This window comes from Streptomyces sp. NPDC032091, from assembly GCF_055580265.1.
This window is the reverse complement of sequence record NZ_JBVILR010000020.1, coordinates 67,276-83,025: the sequence shown is the minus strand read 5'-3', so window position 1 is coordinate 83,025 and position 15,750 is coordinate 67,276. Positions and strand designations below refer to the sequence as shown.

Here is a 15,750-nt window from a genome sequence, read left to right as displayed (position 1 = left end):
GGCCCGGGAGGAGCGACATGTCCGAGATCGAGGCGCTGCTGGACGCGCTGACCGGACTGCCCCGCACCCGGGCCGCCGGCCCCGCGGAGGCCGAGGCCCTGCTGGCCCGGCTGCGCAGCGCGGCGGCCCGCTGGGCGGACGTGCTGTTCGAGGCCCGCGAGGGCACCCGCGAGCAGCTCCCGCCCAGCGCGGAGGCGGCCCTGACGCTGGCCTTCCGGCGGGCGGAGGAATCGTACGTGGAACTGGAAATCGCCCTGCGCGCCTGCGCGGAGCACCGCGACCCGGCGTTCTGAGGGCCGGAACCGGCCTGTTACCGGGCGCGGGCGCTGCGTAAACTCCAAGATCCCCTCCCCGCCTGCCGAAGGACGCCCGGTGAACCAGACGTACGCGCTGACCGCGGTCACCGTCGTCGTCCTGGTCACGGTGCTGGTCGGTTCGCTCGGCCTGCGGATATCGCGGACCACCTCCGACTTCTACGTCGCCTCCCGCACCGTGGGCCCGCGGCTGAACGCGGCCGCCATCGGCGGGGAGTACCTCTCCGCCGCCTCCTTCCTCGGCGTCGCCGGGCTGGTGCTGCTCCAGGGGCCGGAGATGCTCTGGTACCCCGTCGGGTACACCGCCGGGTACCTCGTCCTGCTGGTGTTCGTCGCGGCTCCGCTGCGCCGCTCGGGGGCGTACACGCTGCCCGACTTCGCCGAGGCCCGGCTCCGGTCCCAGGCGGTGCGGCGCATCGCGGTGGTGTTCGTGCTCGGCGTGGGCTGGCTGTACCTGCTGCCGCAGTTGCAGGGGGCCGGGCTGACGCTGGAGGTGCTGACCGGAGCCCCGCACTGGGTGGGCGGGCTGGTCGTCGCCTGCGTGGTCACGGCGGCGGTGGCGGCGGGCGGGATGCGCAGCATCACCTTCGTGCAGGCCTTCCAGTACTGGCTCAAGCTGACCGCCCTGCTGGTGCCGGCCTTCTTCCTGCTCGCCGCCTGGGCGGGCGACGGCGCGCCCCGCGCCTCCTTCGACGCCCCGGCCGTCTTCCGGGAGCACACCGCCGTCACCCTCGGGAGGGACGTACGGGTGTCGGTGCGCGAGCCGCTGGCCCTGAAGGTGACGGGCCGGGTCGACGGGCGCGCCTACCGGGACGCCCCGCTGACGCTGGAGCCCGGCCGGCACTCCGTGCAGGCCCGCACCCGGCTGGAGTTCGCGGCCGGCTCGGCCGTCCCGGACCCGGGGGCCGGGGCCGCCCGGGACACGCCGGGCTGGTCGCGGCCGCTGTCCGGGGACGGGCCGGAGCACCGGCTGTACGCCACGTACGGGCTGATCCTGGCGACCTTCCTCGGCACCATGGGCCTGCCGCACGTCGCCGTCCGCTTCTACACCAGCCCCGACGGCCGCGCCGCCCGGCGCACCACCCTGGTCGTGCTCGGCCTGCTCGGGGTGTTCTACCTGCTGCCGCAGGTGTACGGGGCCCTGGGCCGGATCTACGCGCCCGAGCTGGCGCTGACGGGGGACGCGGACGCGGCGGTGCTGGTGCTGCCGGAGCGGATGCTGGGCGGGCTGCTCGGGGACCTGCTGGGGGCGCTGCTGGCCGGGGGCGCGTTCGCGGCGTTCCTGTCGACGGCGTCGGGGCTGACGATGGCGGTGGCCGGGGTGCTGCACCAGGACGTGCTGCCCCGGCGCGGGGTGGGCAGCTTCCGGCTCGCGGTGGCGGTGGCGATGGCGGTACCGCTGGCGGGCGGGTTCGTCACCACCCAGGTGCCGGTCGCGGACGCGGTCGGGCTGGCCTTCGCGGTGTCGGCGTCCTCCTTCTGCCCGCTGCTGGTGCTCGGCATCTGGTGGCGCGGCCTGACCCCGCCCGGGGCGGTGGCGGGGCTGCTCACCGGCGGCGGGGCGGCCCTGGGCGCGGTGGTGGCCACCCGCAGCGGGCTGGTCCCGCGGGGGTGGGCGCACGCCCTGCTGGCCTGGCCGGCGGTGTGGTCCGTGCCCCTGGGGTTCCTGACGATGGTGCTGGTGTCGCTGGCCACCCCCTCCCGGGTGCCGGCCGGGACGGCGGCGGCGCTGGCGCGGCTGCACCTGCCCGAGGACGTGGCCGGCGCCCGGGCGGCCGGCGGGGCCGCCTGGTGACCGGGGTCGCGCAGGCCGTGTGCGCGGCGGCCGGGGCGGTGCTGCTGGTGGGCCTGGGCTGGATGGGCGGCCGGTGGCGGGCCGGGCGCGAGGGGCGGGCGGCGGGGCCGGACCTGGGGACCCCGGTGGAGCGGGCGACGTTCCACACGCTCTACACCGCCTCGCTCGCCGCTCCCCCGCTGCGCGCCGGGCTGACCGAGGACGCCGCCCGCAAGGCCGCGCGGCGGCTGCGTTCGCTGCTGGGCACGGAGGCGCTGTGCCTCACCGACCGGGAGGCGGTGCTGGCCTGGGACGGGCCGGGCGCCGACCACCACCAGCGGCGGGCGATGGCCCGGGTGGCGGTGATGCTGGAGTCGGGGCGCAGCCAGAGCGTGCGCACGGAGTGCCAGCGGCCGGACTGCCCGCTGAAGTGGGCGGTGTTCGCCCCGCTGACGGGTGAGGACGGGGTGCTGGGGGCACTGGTCGCGTACGGGTCGCGGGAATCGGCGGTGCTGGTGCGGGCAGCGACGGAGGTGGCGCGCTGGGTCTCCGTCCAGCTGGAGCTGTCGGAGCTGGACCGGGCGCGGACCCGGCTGATGGAGGCGGAGATCAAGGCGCTGCGGGCGCAGATCTCCCCCCACTTCATCTTCAACTCCCTCGCGGCGATCGCCTCGTTCGTACGGACGGATCCGGAGCGGGCGCGGGAGCTGCTGCTGGAGTTCGCCGACTTCACCCGCTACTCCTTCCGCCGGCACGGGGAGTTCACCACCCTGGCCGAGGAGCTGCGCTCCATCGAGCGGTATCTGGCACTGGCCGGGGCCCGGTTCGGGGACCGGCTGAAGGTCACCCTCCAGGTGGCGCCGGAGGTGCTGCCGGTGGCGCTGCCGTTCCTGTGCCTGCAGCCGCTGGTGGAGAACGCCGTCAAGCACGGGGTGGAGGACTCCACCGGGGAGTGCCTGATCACCATCGCGGCCCGGGACGCGGGCGCGGAGGCGGTGCTGACCATCGAGGACAACGGGGTGGGCATGGATCCGGCCCGGCTGCGCCGGATCCTGGCCGGGGAGCGGGCGCCTTCCTCGTCGGGCATCGGGCTGCCGAACGTGGACGAGCGGATGCGGCAGGTGTACGGGGACGGCTACGGGCTGGTCATCGAGACCGGCGTGGGCGCGGGCATGAAGATCACCGTCCGCATCCCCAAGTACCGGGCGGGCGTGCACACGACATCGCCCCGCCCCCCGGCCGGTCCGGCGGGGGGCGGGGCGTCGTCACGGGCCCGGGACCAGGCCCGGGAGGAGGACTAGCTCCAGCTGGCGTGCAGCGGCTTGCCCTCGGCGTAGCCGGCGGCGGACTGGATGCCGACGACGGCCTTCTCCTCGAACTCGGCCAGGGAGCCGGCGCCCGCGTAGGTGCAGGAGGAGCGGACACCCGCGATGATCGAGTCGATCAGGTCCTCGACGCCCGGGCGGGCCGGGTCGAGGAACATGCGGGAGGTGGAGATGCCCTCCTCGAACAGCGCCTTGCGGGCGCGGTCGTAGGCGGACTCCTCCGAGGTGCGGTTGCGCACGGCGCGGGCGGAGGCCATGCCGAAGGACTCCTTGTACAGGCGGCCCTCGGCCGACTGCTGGAGGTCGCCCGGGGACTCGTACGTGCCGGCGAACCAGGAGCCGATCATCACGTTGGAGGCGCCGGCCGCGAGGGCCATGGCCACGTCGCGCGGGTGGCGGACGCCGCCGTCGGCCCAGACGTGCTTGCCGTACTTCTTCGCCTCGGCGGCGCACTCCAGCACCGCGGAGAACTGCGGGCGGCCCACGCCGGTCATCATGCGGGTGGTGCACATGGCGCCGGGGCCCACACCGACCTTGATGATGTCGGCGCCGGCGTCGATGAGGTCCTTGACGCCCTCGGCGGCGACGATGTTGCCGGCGACGATCGGGACCTGCGGGTCCAGCGCGCGGACGGCCTTGATCGCGTTGATCATCGATTCCTGGTGGCCGTGGGCCGTGTCGATGACGATCGTGTCCACGCCCGCGTCGAGCAGCTGCTTGGCCTTCTGCACGAAGTCGCCGTTGATGCCGACGGCCGCGGCGATGCGCAGCTTGCCGTTGGCGTCGGTGGCCGGGGTGTACAGGGTCGCGCGCAGGGCGCCCTTGCGGGTCAGGATGCCGACGAGCCTGCCGTCCTTGTCGACGGCCGGGGCCAGCTTGCGGTGGCCGGCGTCGAGCTGGTTGAAGGCCTCGCGGGGGTCGATGTCGGCGTCGATGAGCAGGAGCTCCTTCGACATGACCTCGGAGAGCTGGGTGAAGCGGTCCACGCCGGTGAGGTCGTGGTCGGTGACCACGCCGACGGGGCGGTGGTCGGCGTCGACGACGACGCCGGCGCCGTGGGCCCGCTTGGGCAGCAGCGAGAGCGCGTCGGCGACGGTCTGGGTGGGCGCCAGCGTGATCGGGGTGTCGAGCACGAGGTGGCGGGTCTTGACCCAGGAGATGACGTCGGTGACGACCTCGATCGGGATGTCCTGCGGGATGACGACGATTCCACCGCGGCGGGCGACGGTCTCGGCCATGCGCCGGCCCGCGATGGCGGTCATGTTGGCCACCACCAGCGGAATGGTGGTGCCGGTGCCGTCGGGCGAGGAGAGGTCGACGCCCTGGCGGGAGCCGACCGCGGAGCGGCTCGGCACCATGAACACATCGTCGTACGTCAGGTCGTACGGCGGCTTCAGGTCATTGAGGAAACGCACGTGCTGAACATCCCAGTCGATCGGAGGTACCTCGACAGAAGACAGCCGAGGAAACGCACGTACTTCATTCTCCCACGGTCTGGCGTTCATGCGGCCCGGGCTGATCGTCCAGGACATTACGGGCCGTGTGGTCCTTTCCTACGGGACGAACGTCCCGAAGGGGTGGTGCAGGGGGCTCCGGCCCCCGGTCAGCGGGGCGGCCGTGGCCCCGTGGCGGACGGCGGTGAGCTCGGCGGCGATGGCGACGGCCGTCTCCTCGGGGGTGCGTCCGCCCAGGTCGAGGCCTATGGGCGATCTGAGGCGGGCCAGCTGGGCCTCGGTCACCCCCTCGGCCCGCAGCCGTCCGGTCCGCTCGGCGTGGGTGCGGCGCGATCCCATGGCCCCTACGTAGGCCAGGGGCAGCCGCAGGGCCAGGGCGAGGACGGGTACGTCGAACTTGGCGTCGTGGGTCAGGACGCACACGGCCGTACGGGTGTCGAGGCGCCCGGCCTCGTGTTCCGCGGCCAGGTGGCGGTGCGGCCAGTCCACGACCACCTCGTCGGCGCCGGGGAAGCGCTCGGGGGTGGCGAAGACGGGCCGGGCGTCGCAGACGGTGACCCGGTGGCCGAGGAAGGAGCCCATCCGGGCCAGGGCGGAGGCGAAGTCGATGGCCCCGTAGACGATCAGCCGGGGCGGCTGCGCGGCGGATTCCACCAGCAGGGTGAGCGGCTCGCCGCAGAGCCCGCCGGCGGTGCCCATCTCGGCGGTGCCGGTCCGCCCGGCCAGCAGCAGGGCGCGGACCCGTTCGGCGGCGGCCCGGTCCAGGGCGGCCCCGCCGCTGAGGCCGCCCTCCCAGGAGCCGTCGGCGTGGACGGCGAGGGCCCGGCCGAGCTGGCCGGGCGGTCCGGAGACCACCCGGGCCAGCGCGGCCCGGCCCCCGCCGGCGGCGGCGTCGAGCACCGAGCCGAGGACGGGCCGTACGGGGTCCTGGCCGCGCACCGGGGTGACCAGCACGTCCAGGACCCCGCCGCAGGTCAGCCCCACCGCGAAGGCGTCGTCGTCGCTGTAGCCGAAGCGGTGGACGCCGCCGCGGCCCGAGGCGATGGCGTCCAGGCAGAGCTCGTGGACGGCGGACTCCACGCAGCCCCCGGAGAGGGAGCCGAGCGCGGTGCCGCCGGCGTCCACGGCCAGGCTGGCGCCCGGGCCCCGCGGTGCGCTGCCGCTGACGGCGACCACGGTGGCCAGGGCGAACTCGCGGCGCTCGGCGCACCAGCCCCGCAGGGGTCCGGCGATGTCGAGCATCAGCGGATGTACGCGCGGCGCGCGGACTGGCCGGGGATCAGGGGCCGCGGCGGCAGGACGGCGGGCGGCCGGGCCGTGGTGCGTGCGCCCGGGTAGCGGGCGGGCGAGGCGAGGGACACCGGGTCGGGGGTCCGCCCGCCGGTGCCGAGGAGCCGGGCCGCGTGGGCGACGCTGGCGAGGGTGGCGTGGTGGTGCCAGCCGCGGAAGGAGCGGCCCTCGAAGTCGCGGATGCCGACGGGTTCGCAGGTCTCGGTGAAGTCCAGGGCGACCCGGTCGGTGAGTTTGGCGAGCAGGAAGAGCTGGGCGAGCGGCCGGTCCCCGATGTTGGTGATCCAGAACTCGGAGGGCATCAGGGACGCCTCGGTCCAGGCGCCCATGAGGAGCAGCGGGGTGGGCGGGGCGGGCACGGGCCGGTCCTCGGCGGGGGTGGCGAGGATGTGGGCCGAGGTGAGCAGGGTGACCGCTCCCTCGGACCGGCCGTGCCGGGTCCATTCGACGACGCGGCGCTGGGAGCGCAGCGAGTCGATCAGCTCACGGGCGGGCGCGGTGTACGGGCCGGGCTTGTGGCGGCCCGCTCCGCCGAAGGAGACGGGCAGGGAGCCGTCGACCTTGAGGACGAAGGGGATGTCCTGGAGGGCGAAGGCCTCCAGGACGGGCGGGAGGTCGGAGTTGGAGACCTCCATGACGACGGGGCGGCGCTGGAGCTGCCAGGTGGCGGCCATGCGCTGGACGGCGTGGACGGCGTCCAGCGCGGGTGTCTGGGAACGTGCGGTGTCGGGTATGCCGGCCCGGCGGCGGCGCAGCAGTTCGCTGGTCCAGGGGGCGGGCAGGGTGAGGGTCCATTCGACGGGGAAGCTGGCCTCGCTGGAGGCGAGCCAGATCCCGCCGGCCTGCTGACAGTTGGCGGTGCGGCCGAGCTGGGGGACGAACTGCCGGCCGACTCCCACGGAGCGGTCGCCGGCCTTCTCGATGACCATGGGCTGCACCACCCAGGCCAGCGGGCGTTGCGCGGTGCGTTCGAGGTGCTGGGCGAGGGACCGCCGTACCGGGGTCCAGTCCCAGGGGGATTTGCTGATGAACTGCTGGAGGCTCTGTTCGACGGAACTGGCCCCGGTTCCCGCGATGTTGCGGATCGTTTTCTTCCCGCTGGTCCGCACCAGACCATTGAGATAAACGCGGGCCCAGTTTCGCTGGTCCCGCCGCGGTAAAGACTCGAAGAATAGCGAGATCAGTACGTCGATCAATTCGGAGATTTCCGTGGTGGAATCTTCCGGCAGGACTGCGCGAACCATCTGGAGCCTCCCCCGCGACCAGACCAGACCTTGACCCTACTTGACCGCCGAGAACGGCCGTAGGGCCCTGCGGCTACTTCCTGAGGTCGCTGCCAGATTCGAGCCGCTCTTCTTCTACCACGAGTGGGATGGGGATCTGGTTCGCGGCGTAGTAGAGAGCGATCAGGAAGTGTGCGACGAGAGTGAGGGGTGCGGAGAAGAAGGACAGAATCACGGTCAAGGGGTAGGCGACCGCGCCGAGTCCGAATCGGACCCGGGTGGCCCGGGCCCCCTCCTTGTCCACCGCTTCGTGGAACAGGTGGCCGACCTTGGTCACGTACCACCAGAAGCCCAGGAAGGCGAGGGCGTACACGACGGTCCACGAACTGTAGAGGATCGCCGCGACGTTGGCCGAATCCCCGTCGGTGAGGTGCTCGGCGAGGACGTTGGTGGTGTAGGGAATCACCGATACCACCATCAGCACCAGGAGATTCAGGAACAACAGGGGTCGGTCGACCCGCTTGAGGTGACTGAAGATCGTGTGGTGATTCACCCACATGACGCCGATGATGAGGAAACTCACCAGATACGCGGCGTAGTGCGGCCATTGTTCCCAGAGTCCGTGCCACAGGGCTGATCCCCGCTCTTCCGGAACCTTTAACTCCAGCACCAGAATGGTGATCACGATGGCGAATACGCCGTCGCTGAACGCCTCCACCCGGTTGGTTTCCTGCTCCATGACCTCCCCTTCACCAATCCCTCACATGGGCGGGCAGGGCGCGGTCTCCGCCCTCCCCGCCCACGCTACCCACGAAAGGGCGGTCAGCTGCCGAAGCCGGCCGTCTGGCGCCAGATCCGGCCATCGCGGACGATCAGTGTCCCGAACGCGTGCTCCGGAGCGCCGTTCAGGTTCATGATCGCCCGGTAGAAGATGGTGTCGTCGGTCTCGATGTACTCCTGGAGCTCGACGAGCGCGGGCTTCAGGGTGAGATATCCCGTGAACGTCTCGCGAACGGCCTCGATCCCCACCGAGGCGCCCTCGAAGCGGACCAGGACGGCGTCCTCGGTGTAGTTCTTCATCACCGCCTCGATGTCCAGCGCGGCCAGGGCGTCCATCTGGCGGACGAAGACCGGGTGCAGCGCGGAGATGTCGTACTTGGCCATGTTCGACTTCCTTTCGGTGGGTGTGGGTGACGGCTTGCGGGCTGACGGATCGCGGACGGGCGGGGCGGCTCAGCCGGCCAGGGGCAGGCGCACGAGCATCCGGGTCTCGCCCGGGCGGGAGCGGGCCGTGATCGACCCGTGGTGGCGCTGGGTCACGATCCGGTAGCTGAGGTGCAGCCCCAGACCGGTGCCCTTGCCCACGTCCTTCGTCGTGTAGAAGGGCTCGAAGATGCGCGGCAGGACGTCCTCGGGGATGCCCCGGCCGGTGTCGGTGATCTCCACGACCATGCAGACGCCCTCGGGGTGGCAGCGCAGGGTCAGCGTCCCCGACCCCTCCATGGCCTCGGCGGCGTTGTCGACCAGGTTGGTCCACACCTGGTTGAGCTCCCCCGGGTAGCCGGTCAGCTCCGGCAGGCCGGGGTCGTAGGCGCGGACGATGGTGATCCCGGCGAGCTTGGAGCGGAGCACGACCAGGGTGTTCTCCAGCCCGTCGGTCACCGCGAACCGCTGCTCGGGGGCCCGGTCGAGGTTGGCGTAGTCCCGGGTGGCCGCGACCAGCTGGGAGATGCGGGGGCCGGCCGCCCGCAGCTCGGCGGCCAGCGAACGGGCCTCCAGCAGGGCCGCCAGGTGGTCCAGGGCGGCGGGCAGGGCGGCCCCGCCGATCCCCTCCAGCCGCTCCAGCAGCCAGCCGAGCTCCAGCCCCAGGTCGGAGGCGCCGGAGCCGAGCAGCCCCGGCCGGGCCGCGCCCGCGTCCTCGGCCCAGTCGGTGATCTCCTCCTCGGCGTCGGCCTGGGCCAGGGGGTCGGTGGTCTCCGGCGGCGGGAGCCGGTCCAGTTCCCCGGCCAGGCGCTCCAGGGCGTCCCGCTCCCCGTCCGTGGCGGCCGCGCCCCACCCGTACGCGGTGGCGGTCAGCCGCTCCAGGGCGGGCACCAGCTCCTGCGCGGCCCGGGCGACGGCGGCGGCCGGGTTGTTCAGCTCGTGCGCGAGGCCGGCCGCCAGGGTGCCGAGGGCCTCGACGGTGGCCCGTTTGCGGGCCTGGACCTCGGAGGACTTGATCCGCCAGGCCAGGACGGGGATCAGGACGGCGGCCACCCCGTTGCAGCGGGTCAGCATCTCGAAGAACACCGGCTTCGGATAGGCCACGACGGTGGTCGCCGGGCCGCTCGCGGAGGCGGTGGCCACGTAGGAGCCGTCCGTGAGCAGCGGCAGCTCCCCGGTGAAGCGGTGCGCGGCGGCGGGTTTGCCGTCGTGGTCCTCGGCGGCGGCGCTCTCCTCCTCGGTGGAGTGCCGGGTCAGGACCTCCTCCCGGCCGTCGACGACCTTGGTGACGACCAGCCCGCCGGAGACCAGCACGTGGAAGCAGGTGGCCTCGTCCCCGTCGCGGAAGAGGACCTCCCCGTCGGCCAGGACGCGCAGGTGGGAGACCGAGACGAGCCAGTCCAGCTGGTCCTCGGTGAGCGCGGCGAAGATCTCCAGCCCCTGGAGGGCGGTCCGCAGCTCTTTGGTGCTCACGGTGGTCACAGGGTGCTCCCCTCGGCCCTGGTGCGCGCCGCCAGCCGCAGGGTCGTGAACAGGGCCAGCGCGCACACCGCGGCGACGGCGGCCATGAAGCCGACGGAGGTGCGCTGCAGGCCGTGGATGTTGGTCAGGAGTCCGGCGAGGACCGCCGGGACGCTCATGGCGAGGTACGCGAAGACGTAGACGGCGGCGGTCAGTTCGCCGCGGTGTTCCGGTGCGGCGAGGCCGCTGAGGGCGCGGAAGGAGCCGAGGAACGCCGCCCCCCAGCCGCTGCCGAGGACGGCGGTCGCGACGAGGAACACGGGCGCCGAGCCCAGGCCCAGGGCCAGCAGCACCAGGGCGAGCCCGGCGAGCAGCCCGAGCAGCCCCAGGACGGCGGTGCGCAGCGGTGCGGTGCGGCCCAGCAGCAGCTGGGCGGCGGTGGCGGAGCCGGCGAGCAGTCCCACGGTGGCCCCGCCGGCCAGGTAGTTGGTGGTGTGGAGCAGGGACAGGGCCAGGTGCGGCCCGAGCGAGAGGTAGAAGCCGCCGACGGTCCAGACGGCCACCACCGTGAGCACCAGCACGGCGAACCTGCGCCGTACGGCGGCGGGTACCCGGATCCGGTGCGGGACCACCCGGAGCCGGCCGCCCGCGCCGGGCGCGCTCTCGCCCATCCGGACCACCCCGACCAGGGTGACCGCGAAGGCGACGACCAGGAGCAGGTAGCTCAGCACGGTCGGGGCGGGCGCGTACTGGACGAGCAGCCCGGCCCCCAGTCCGCCCAGGCCGATGCCGACGGTCGGTCCCGCGCTGTTGACCTGGGCCCCGAGGGCGGGCCGCGAGCGCGGGGTGAGTTCCAGCAGGGCCGCGCCCATCGCCCCGGTGGCCAGGCCCACCGCCAGCCCCTGCACGGCGCGGGCGGCGAGCAGCATGCCGAGCCCTCCGGCCCCGGCGAACAGGCCCATCGAGACGATCGCGAGGACCAGTCCGGCGCCGAGGACAGGCCGGCGCCCCAGGGTGTCGGAGAGCGAGCCGAACAGCAGCAGTCCGGCGAGGACGGTGACGGCGTACACGGCGAAGACCACCGTGACCACGCCGGAGGACAGGCCCCAGCGCTGCTGGTAGAGCACGTAGAGGGCGGAGGGCACGGAGGAGGAGAGCATCAGCAGCACGAGGACCGAGCCCACCACCCAGAAGCCGGACGGTCTCGGCCGGGCCGCCGCGCGGCCCGCCGGGTGGAGGGTCTCTCCCGTGGTCGTCGTCTCGTTCGGTTCGGGCACGCTGGTCAACTCCACTCCCCCGCCCTGCCCCGGCGGGCCGTCTCAGGCGCTGCTGTGGGCCGCCGCCCGGGCCAGCGCGCGGGCGGTGAGGACGCCCGCGAGGTGGCCGAGGTACTCGGCCGAGGTACCGCGCCCGGGGACGAACAGCTCCCTGGGCTCGGCGCGGAACGCCGCGAGCACCGCCGGGGTCGTGTACGGGCCCCCCCGCAACCGGTCCTCGACCCCGCGCAGGCGCAGCGCGCGGGGGGTGGCTCCGGTGACCGCGATGCGCGGCCCGTCGGGGGTGATCCGTACGGTGGCGGCGCACAGCGGGTAGCGGGTGGCCCGGTCGGCGGTCTTCTCGAAGGCGGCCGCCGGGCCGGCGGCGGGCACCAGCAGGGCCGTGAGCACCTCCCCGGCGGGCACCCCGGAGGCGGCGAGCTCCTCGGCCGGGGCCGTGCGGGTCCCGCCGGGTCCGGCGAGCTCGGCCCGTGCGCCGGCGGCGATGGCGGCCACGGGCAGGTCGGTGGGGCGCTCGGCGGCGGCCAGGTTGCCGCCGACGGTGCCGAGGTTGCGGACCTGGGGGTCGCCGTTGGCGCGGGCGGCGGCGGCCAGTTCCGGTGCCCCTGCGAGCGCCAGCGGGTGCGCGGCCAGCTCGGCGAGGGTGGTCAGGGCCCCGATCCGCAGCTCCCCGCCGGCCTGTTCGACGCCCCGCAGCTCCGCGAGCCGGCGTACGTCGACCAGGAGGCGGGCCCGCTCGGCGCCGGTGCGCAGTCCGGGCAGCAGGCTCTGGCCGCCGGCCAGCAGGCGGGCCCCGTCGGTGCCGGCCAGCAGGGCGAGGGCCTCGTCGAGGGAGGCGGGCCGGACGTAGTCGAATTCGGTGAGGATCACCGGTCGCCTCCTTCGAGTGCGCGCCAGACCTTCTCGGGGGTCAGCGGCATGTCGATGTGCCGGACGCCGAGGTCGGCGAGGGCGTCGACGACCGCGTTGACGACGGCGGCGGCGGGCGGCACGGTGGCGATCTCGCCGGCCCCCTTGGCGCCGAGCGGGTTGTGCGGCGAGGGCGTGACCGTCCGGTCGAGGGTGAAGAAGGGCACGTCGGCGGCGCGCGGCAGGGCGTAGCCGGTCAGGTCGGCGCTGATGAGGATGCCGTTCTCGTCGTACTCGGCGGCCTCCATCAGGGCCTGGCCCAGGCCGTGCACGATGCTGCCCTCGATCTGGCCGTGGACGATCTTCGGGTTGCCGATGTTCCCGGCGTCGTCGACGGCGGTGTAGGCCACCACCTCGGTTTCGCCGGTGAGTTCGTCGACCTCGACGACGGCGACGTGCGTGCCGAAGGGGTAGTTGAAGTCCGGCGGGTCGAAGTGGGTGGTCTCGTCGAGGGCGGGTTCGATCTCGGGGGGCAGGCCCCAGCCGTACCACATGGCCATCGCCAGCTCGGCGAAGGTCTTGGCGTTCTCCGGGTTCCCGGCCTCGTGGACGCCGCCGTTCTCGTAGACGACCTTGTCCTCGGGGACGTTCAGGAAGACGGCCCCGGCCCTGACGAGTTTGGCCTTGATCTTGCGGGCGGTGAGGGCGACGGCGGGGGCGGCCATGCTGTAGGAGCGGGAGCCGTAGGTGCCCTGCCCGTACGGGGCCTTGAGCGTGTCCCCCTCGTGGACCTGGACCTGCGCGGGGTCGATGCCGAGTTCATCGGCGGCGACCATCGCGAAGACGGTGCCGTGGCTCTGGCCGGTGGAGGCGGAGCCGACGGTGACGGTGACCTCGCCGGTCGGGTGGACGCGGATGTTGGCGCTCTCCCAGGTGCCGCCGAGCATGCCCTCCTTGGACATCCGGGTGGAGGGGCCGACCCCGCAGACGGCCACGTAGGTGGCGAGGCCGACGCCCAGGCGCTTGCCGCGGGCGCGGGCCGCCGCCTTGCGGGCGGGCATGTCGGCGTAGCCGGCGAGCTCCAGGGCGCGGTCGAAGTTGGGCGCGTAGTTCCCGGAGTCGTAGGTCCAGCCGAGGCCGTTGTCGTACGGGAACTTCTCCTTGGGCACCAGGTTCCTGCGGCGGACCTCCGCCGGGTCCATGCCGATCTCGCCGGCGTACCGGTCGACGAGGCGCTCCATCAGGAAGGCGGCCTCGGCGCGGCCGCTGCCGCGCTGGGCGCCGAGGGACACCGTGTTGGTGAAGGCGGCGTACACCTCGCAGAAGGCGGCGGGGATCTCGTACATGCCGGTGATGGAGCGGCCCATCAGGGCGGTGGCGACACCGGGGCCGATGGTGGAAGGGTAGGCGCCGAGGTTGGCGTAGCTGGTGCAGCGCACGGCGGTGATGCGGCCGTCGCGTGTGCCGGCGAGGGTGACGTGCTGGCGGTGGTCGCGGCCCTGGACGGTGGAGTTCATCAGCCCGGTGCGGGTGTCGACCCATTTGACGGGCCGGCCGAGTGCCTTGGAGAGCAGCAGGACCAGCGCCATGTCGGGGTAGAGGTAGCCCTTGGTGCCGAAGCTGCCGCCGACGGTCGGGGCGATCACCCTCAGCTTGTTGAAGGGGATGCCGAGGACCAGCGCGGAGAGCAGGAACCGGTGGTTGTGCGGGCCCTGGGTGGAGGCGTAGAGGGTGTACTCGCCGGTGGCGGCGTTGTAGTCGCCGACGGCCCCGCGCGGTTCGATGGGGCTGTTGATGGTGCGCTGGTTGACGAGGTCCAGTTCGACGGTGACCTCGGCGCGGGCGATGGCCGCGTCGGTGCGGTCCTTGTCGCCGCAGGTCCAGTACGCGTTGAGGTTGCCGGGGACGGCCTCGTGCAGCTGCGGGGCGCCCTCGGCGAGGGCCTCGTCGGCCCGGGTGACCACGGGCAGCGGCTCGTACTCCACGCGGATCGCGGCGAGGGCGGCGGCCGCCTGGCGCGGGGTCTCGGCGACGACGACCGCGATCGGGTCGCCGACGTGCCGGACGGTGTCGCCGGTGAGCACGGGGCGGGCGCCGGGAAGTCCGTAGGGGTGGGGCGGGAAGTGGCTCTCCACTCCGCCCGGTATCCAGATGCAGGGCAGCGGCATGACGTCGGTGAAGTCGGCGGCGGTGGCCACTTTCAGGACGCCCGGCAGCCGCTCGGCCGGCGCGGTGTCGATGGAGCGGATCCGCGCGTGGGCCACCGGGCTGCCCAGGATGGCCATGTGGGCGGTGCCCGGCAGGTCGATGTCGGCGACGTACACGGCCTCGCCGCGCAGCAGTTGCGGGTCCTCGCGGCTGTCGAGCGGCTGTCCGAGGACCCCGCCCGCGGTGGTGCTCTCCCCCGTCACGGTGGTCATCCCGCTCACCGCCCCTCGGCCGCGGGCACGGCGGAATCGGCGGCGGACGGCGCGGGCGGGGCGCAGGCGAGCTGCACGCCGCGGACCACGCTGTGGTAGCCGGTGCAGCGGCACAGGTTGCCGGTGAGCCACTCGCGGATCTCCGGCTCGGTGGGCGCCTGCCCGGGGGCGGTGTTCTCGACGAGTTCGCCGAGGGCCATGACCATGCCGGGGGTGCAGAACCCGCACTGGGTGCCGTGCTCCCGGCGCAGGGCCTCCTGCAGGCCGGTCAGCTCCCCGCCCCGCTCGGACACCCCCTCGATGGTGGTGACCTCGGAGCCGGCGGCGGAGGCGGTGAGGACCAGGCAGCTCTTGACGGACCGGCCGTCGAGGCGGACCACGCAGGTGCCGCACTGGCCGGTGTCGCAGCCGACCTTGGTGCCGGTCAGTCCGAGTCCGTCGCGGAGCCGTTCCACGAGGAGTTCGCTCGGCCGGGCCGCGAACTCCTCGGGTCTTCCGTTCACGTGGAGGGTCAGGGTGGGGGCGGGTGTCAGATCCATGCGAGCGCCTGCGCTTCCGTGAGCGACCGGTTGAAGAGGGGGCCGCCGGGCTGCTGCAGAATTCCTCCGGAATGCAGCGGTCCGGTGTCGACGGCGGCGAATCCGAGATCGGTGATGATTCCCGCGACGATTTCCTTCGCCTTCGGGTCGTCGCCCGCCGTGTAATGCGCGAGGCGTTCCCCTCCGGCTCGGCCGGCGACGGCCAGGGTTTCGAAATGCATGGTGTTCAGGGATTTCACGACCCGGGCGCCGGGGTACCACTCGGCGACCAGTTCGCTGGAGGCCCGGCCGCCCAGGTCGGCGGGTGTGCCGGGGCCGGCGAAGGCGTTGGTGGAGTCCACCAGCACCTTGTCCTGCACGACGTGCGGGGGCAGCAGCCCGCGCACGCTCGCGTAGGGCACCATCAGCACCAGGAGGTCGGCCCGGCCGGCCGCCTCGACGGGGCGCGCCGCGGTGGCGGCGGGTCCCAGTTCGGCGAGCAGGGGGGCGAGGGACCGCGGCCCGGTGGCGTTGGCGAGGACCACCTCGTGGCCTGCCGCCACCAGGATCCTCGCGAGGGTCGAGCCGATCCGCCCGGTGCCGATGACGCCTGTCCGCATTGAGGCTCCTCGATCGCTCGGT

At 73.6% G+C, this 15,750-nt stretch carries 14 protein-coding genes; 3 read left to right on the top strand and 11 right to left on the bottom strand.

Features of this window, described 5'->3' with window-relative positions; translation table 11 throughout:
• Positions 1–17: 17 nt before the first annotated feature.
• The 3 genes from ACZ5NJ_RS28130 (at position 18) to ACZ5NJ_RS28120 (ending at position 3,389) form a co-directional block, all read left to right on the top strand.
• The gene (locus tag ACZ5NJ_RS28130) at positions 18–293 is read left to right on the top strand and encodes a hypothetical protein (protein WP_468768278.1); all 276 of its coding nucleotides are present in this window, start codon (positions 18–20) and stop codon (positions 291–293) included.
• Between the two features lie 79 nt (positions 294–372).
• A complete protein-coding gene (locus tag ACZ5NJ_RS28125; protein WP_468768276.1) occupies positions 373–2,109 on the top strand; it encodes a sodium/solute symporter in 1,737 nt (578 codons plus the stop codon).
• Complete coding sequence (locus tag ACZ5NJ_RS28120) at positions 2,106–3,389, top strand: sensor histidine kinase (protein WP_468768275.1); 1,284 nt, start codon at positions 2,106–2,108, stop codon at positions 3,387–3,389. Before ACZ5NJ_RS28125 ends, ACZ5NJ_RS28120 begins: the two co-directional genes overlap by 4 nt.
• Here ACZ5NJ_RS28120 and ACZ5NJ_RS28115 read toward each other — a convergent pair.
• The 11 genes from ACZ5NJ_RS28115 to ACZ5NJ_RS28065 form a co-directional block, all read right to left on the bottom strand.
• Positions 3,386–4,828 (bottom strand): GuaB1 family IMP dehydrogenase-related protein, encoded by a 1,443-nt coding sequence (locus tag ACZ5NJ_RS28115; RefSeq protein ID WP_468768273.1) that lies wholly within the window; start codon positions 4,826–4,828, stop codon positions 3,386–3,388. The genes ACZ5NJ_RS28120 and ACZ5NJ_RS28115 overlap by 4 nt on opposite strands.
• Before the next feature lie 138 nt (positions 4,829–4,966).
• On the bottom strand, positions 4,967–6,109 hold the full coding sequence (locus tag ACZ5NJ_RS28110; protein WP_468768272.1) for an XdhC family protein: 1,143 nt from the start codon (positions 6,107–6,109) through the stop codon (positions 4,967–4,969).
• A complete protein-coding gene (locus ACZ5NJ_RS28105; protein ID WP_468768270.1) occupies positions 6,109–7,401 on the bottom strand; it encodes an IS701 family transposase in 1,293 nt (430 codons plus the stop codon). Before ACZ5NJ_RS28105 ends, ACZ5NJ_RS28110 begins: the two co-directional genes overlap by 1 nt.
• Positions 7,402–7,474: 73 nt before the next feature.
• On the bottom strand, positions 7,475–8,119 hold the full coding sequence (locus ACZ5NJ_RS28100) for a TMEM175 family protein (protein WP_468768268.1): 645 nt from the start codon (positions 8,117–8,119) through the stop codon (positions 7,475–7,477).
• Positions 8,120–8,202: 83 nt separating this feature from the next.
• A complete protein-coding gene (locus ACZ5NJ_RS28095; protein ID WP_395508600.1) occupies positions 8,203–8,544 on the bottom strand; it encodes a nuclear transport factor 2 family protein in 342 nt (113 codons plus the stop codon).
• 69 nt (positions 8,545–8,613) lie between these two features.
• A complete protein-coding gene (locus ACZ5NJ_RS28090; protein ID WP_468768266.1) occupies positions 8,614–10,056 on the bottom strand; it encodes an ATP-binding protein in 1,443 nt (480 codons plus the stop codon).
• Positions 10,057–10,061: 5 nt separating this feature from the next.
• Positions 10,062–11,321: an MFS transporter gene (locus ACZ5NJ_RS28085; protein ID WP_468768264.1), complete on the bottom strand. Its 1,260-nt coding sequence runs from the start codon at positions 11,319–11,321 to the stop codon at positions 10,062–10,064.
• Positions 11,322–11,363: 42 nt separating this feature from the next.
• The gene (locus ACZ5NJ_RS28080; protein WP_468768262.1) at positions 11,364–12,191 is read right to left on the bottom strand and encodes an FAD binding domain-containing protein; all 828 of its coding nucleotides are present in this window, start codon (positions 12,189–12,191) and stop codon (positions 11,364–11,366) included.
• Positions 12,188–14,590, bottom strand: a complete 2,403-nt coding sequence (locus tag ACZ5NJ_RS28075) for a xanthine dehydrogenase family protein molybdopterin-binding subunit (RefSeq protein WP_468768260.1) — start codon at positions 14,588–14,590, stop codon at positions 12,188–12,190. Before ACZ5NJ_RS28075 ends, ACZ5NJ_RS28080 begins: the two co-directional genes overlap by 4 nt.
• A 5-nt stretch (positions 14,591–14,595) precedes the next feature.
• Complete coding sequence (locus ACZ5NJ_RS28070; protein ID WP_468768259.1) at positions 14,596–15,129, bottom strand: (2Fe-2S)-binding protein; 534 nt, start codon at positions 15,127–15,129, stop codon at positions 14,596–14,598.
• Positions 15,120–15,728, bottom strand: coding sequence for an NADPH-dependent F420 reductase (locus ACZ5NJ_RS28065; protein ID WP_468768257.1), 609 nt, complete (start codon positions 15,726–15,728; stop codon positions 15,120–15,122). The genes ACZ5NJ_RS28070 and ACZ5NJ_RS28065 overlap by 10 nt, the downstream gene beginning before the upstream one ends.
• Positions 15,729–15,750: the final 22 nt, after the last annotated feature.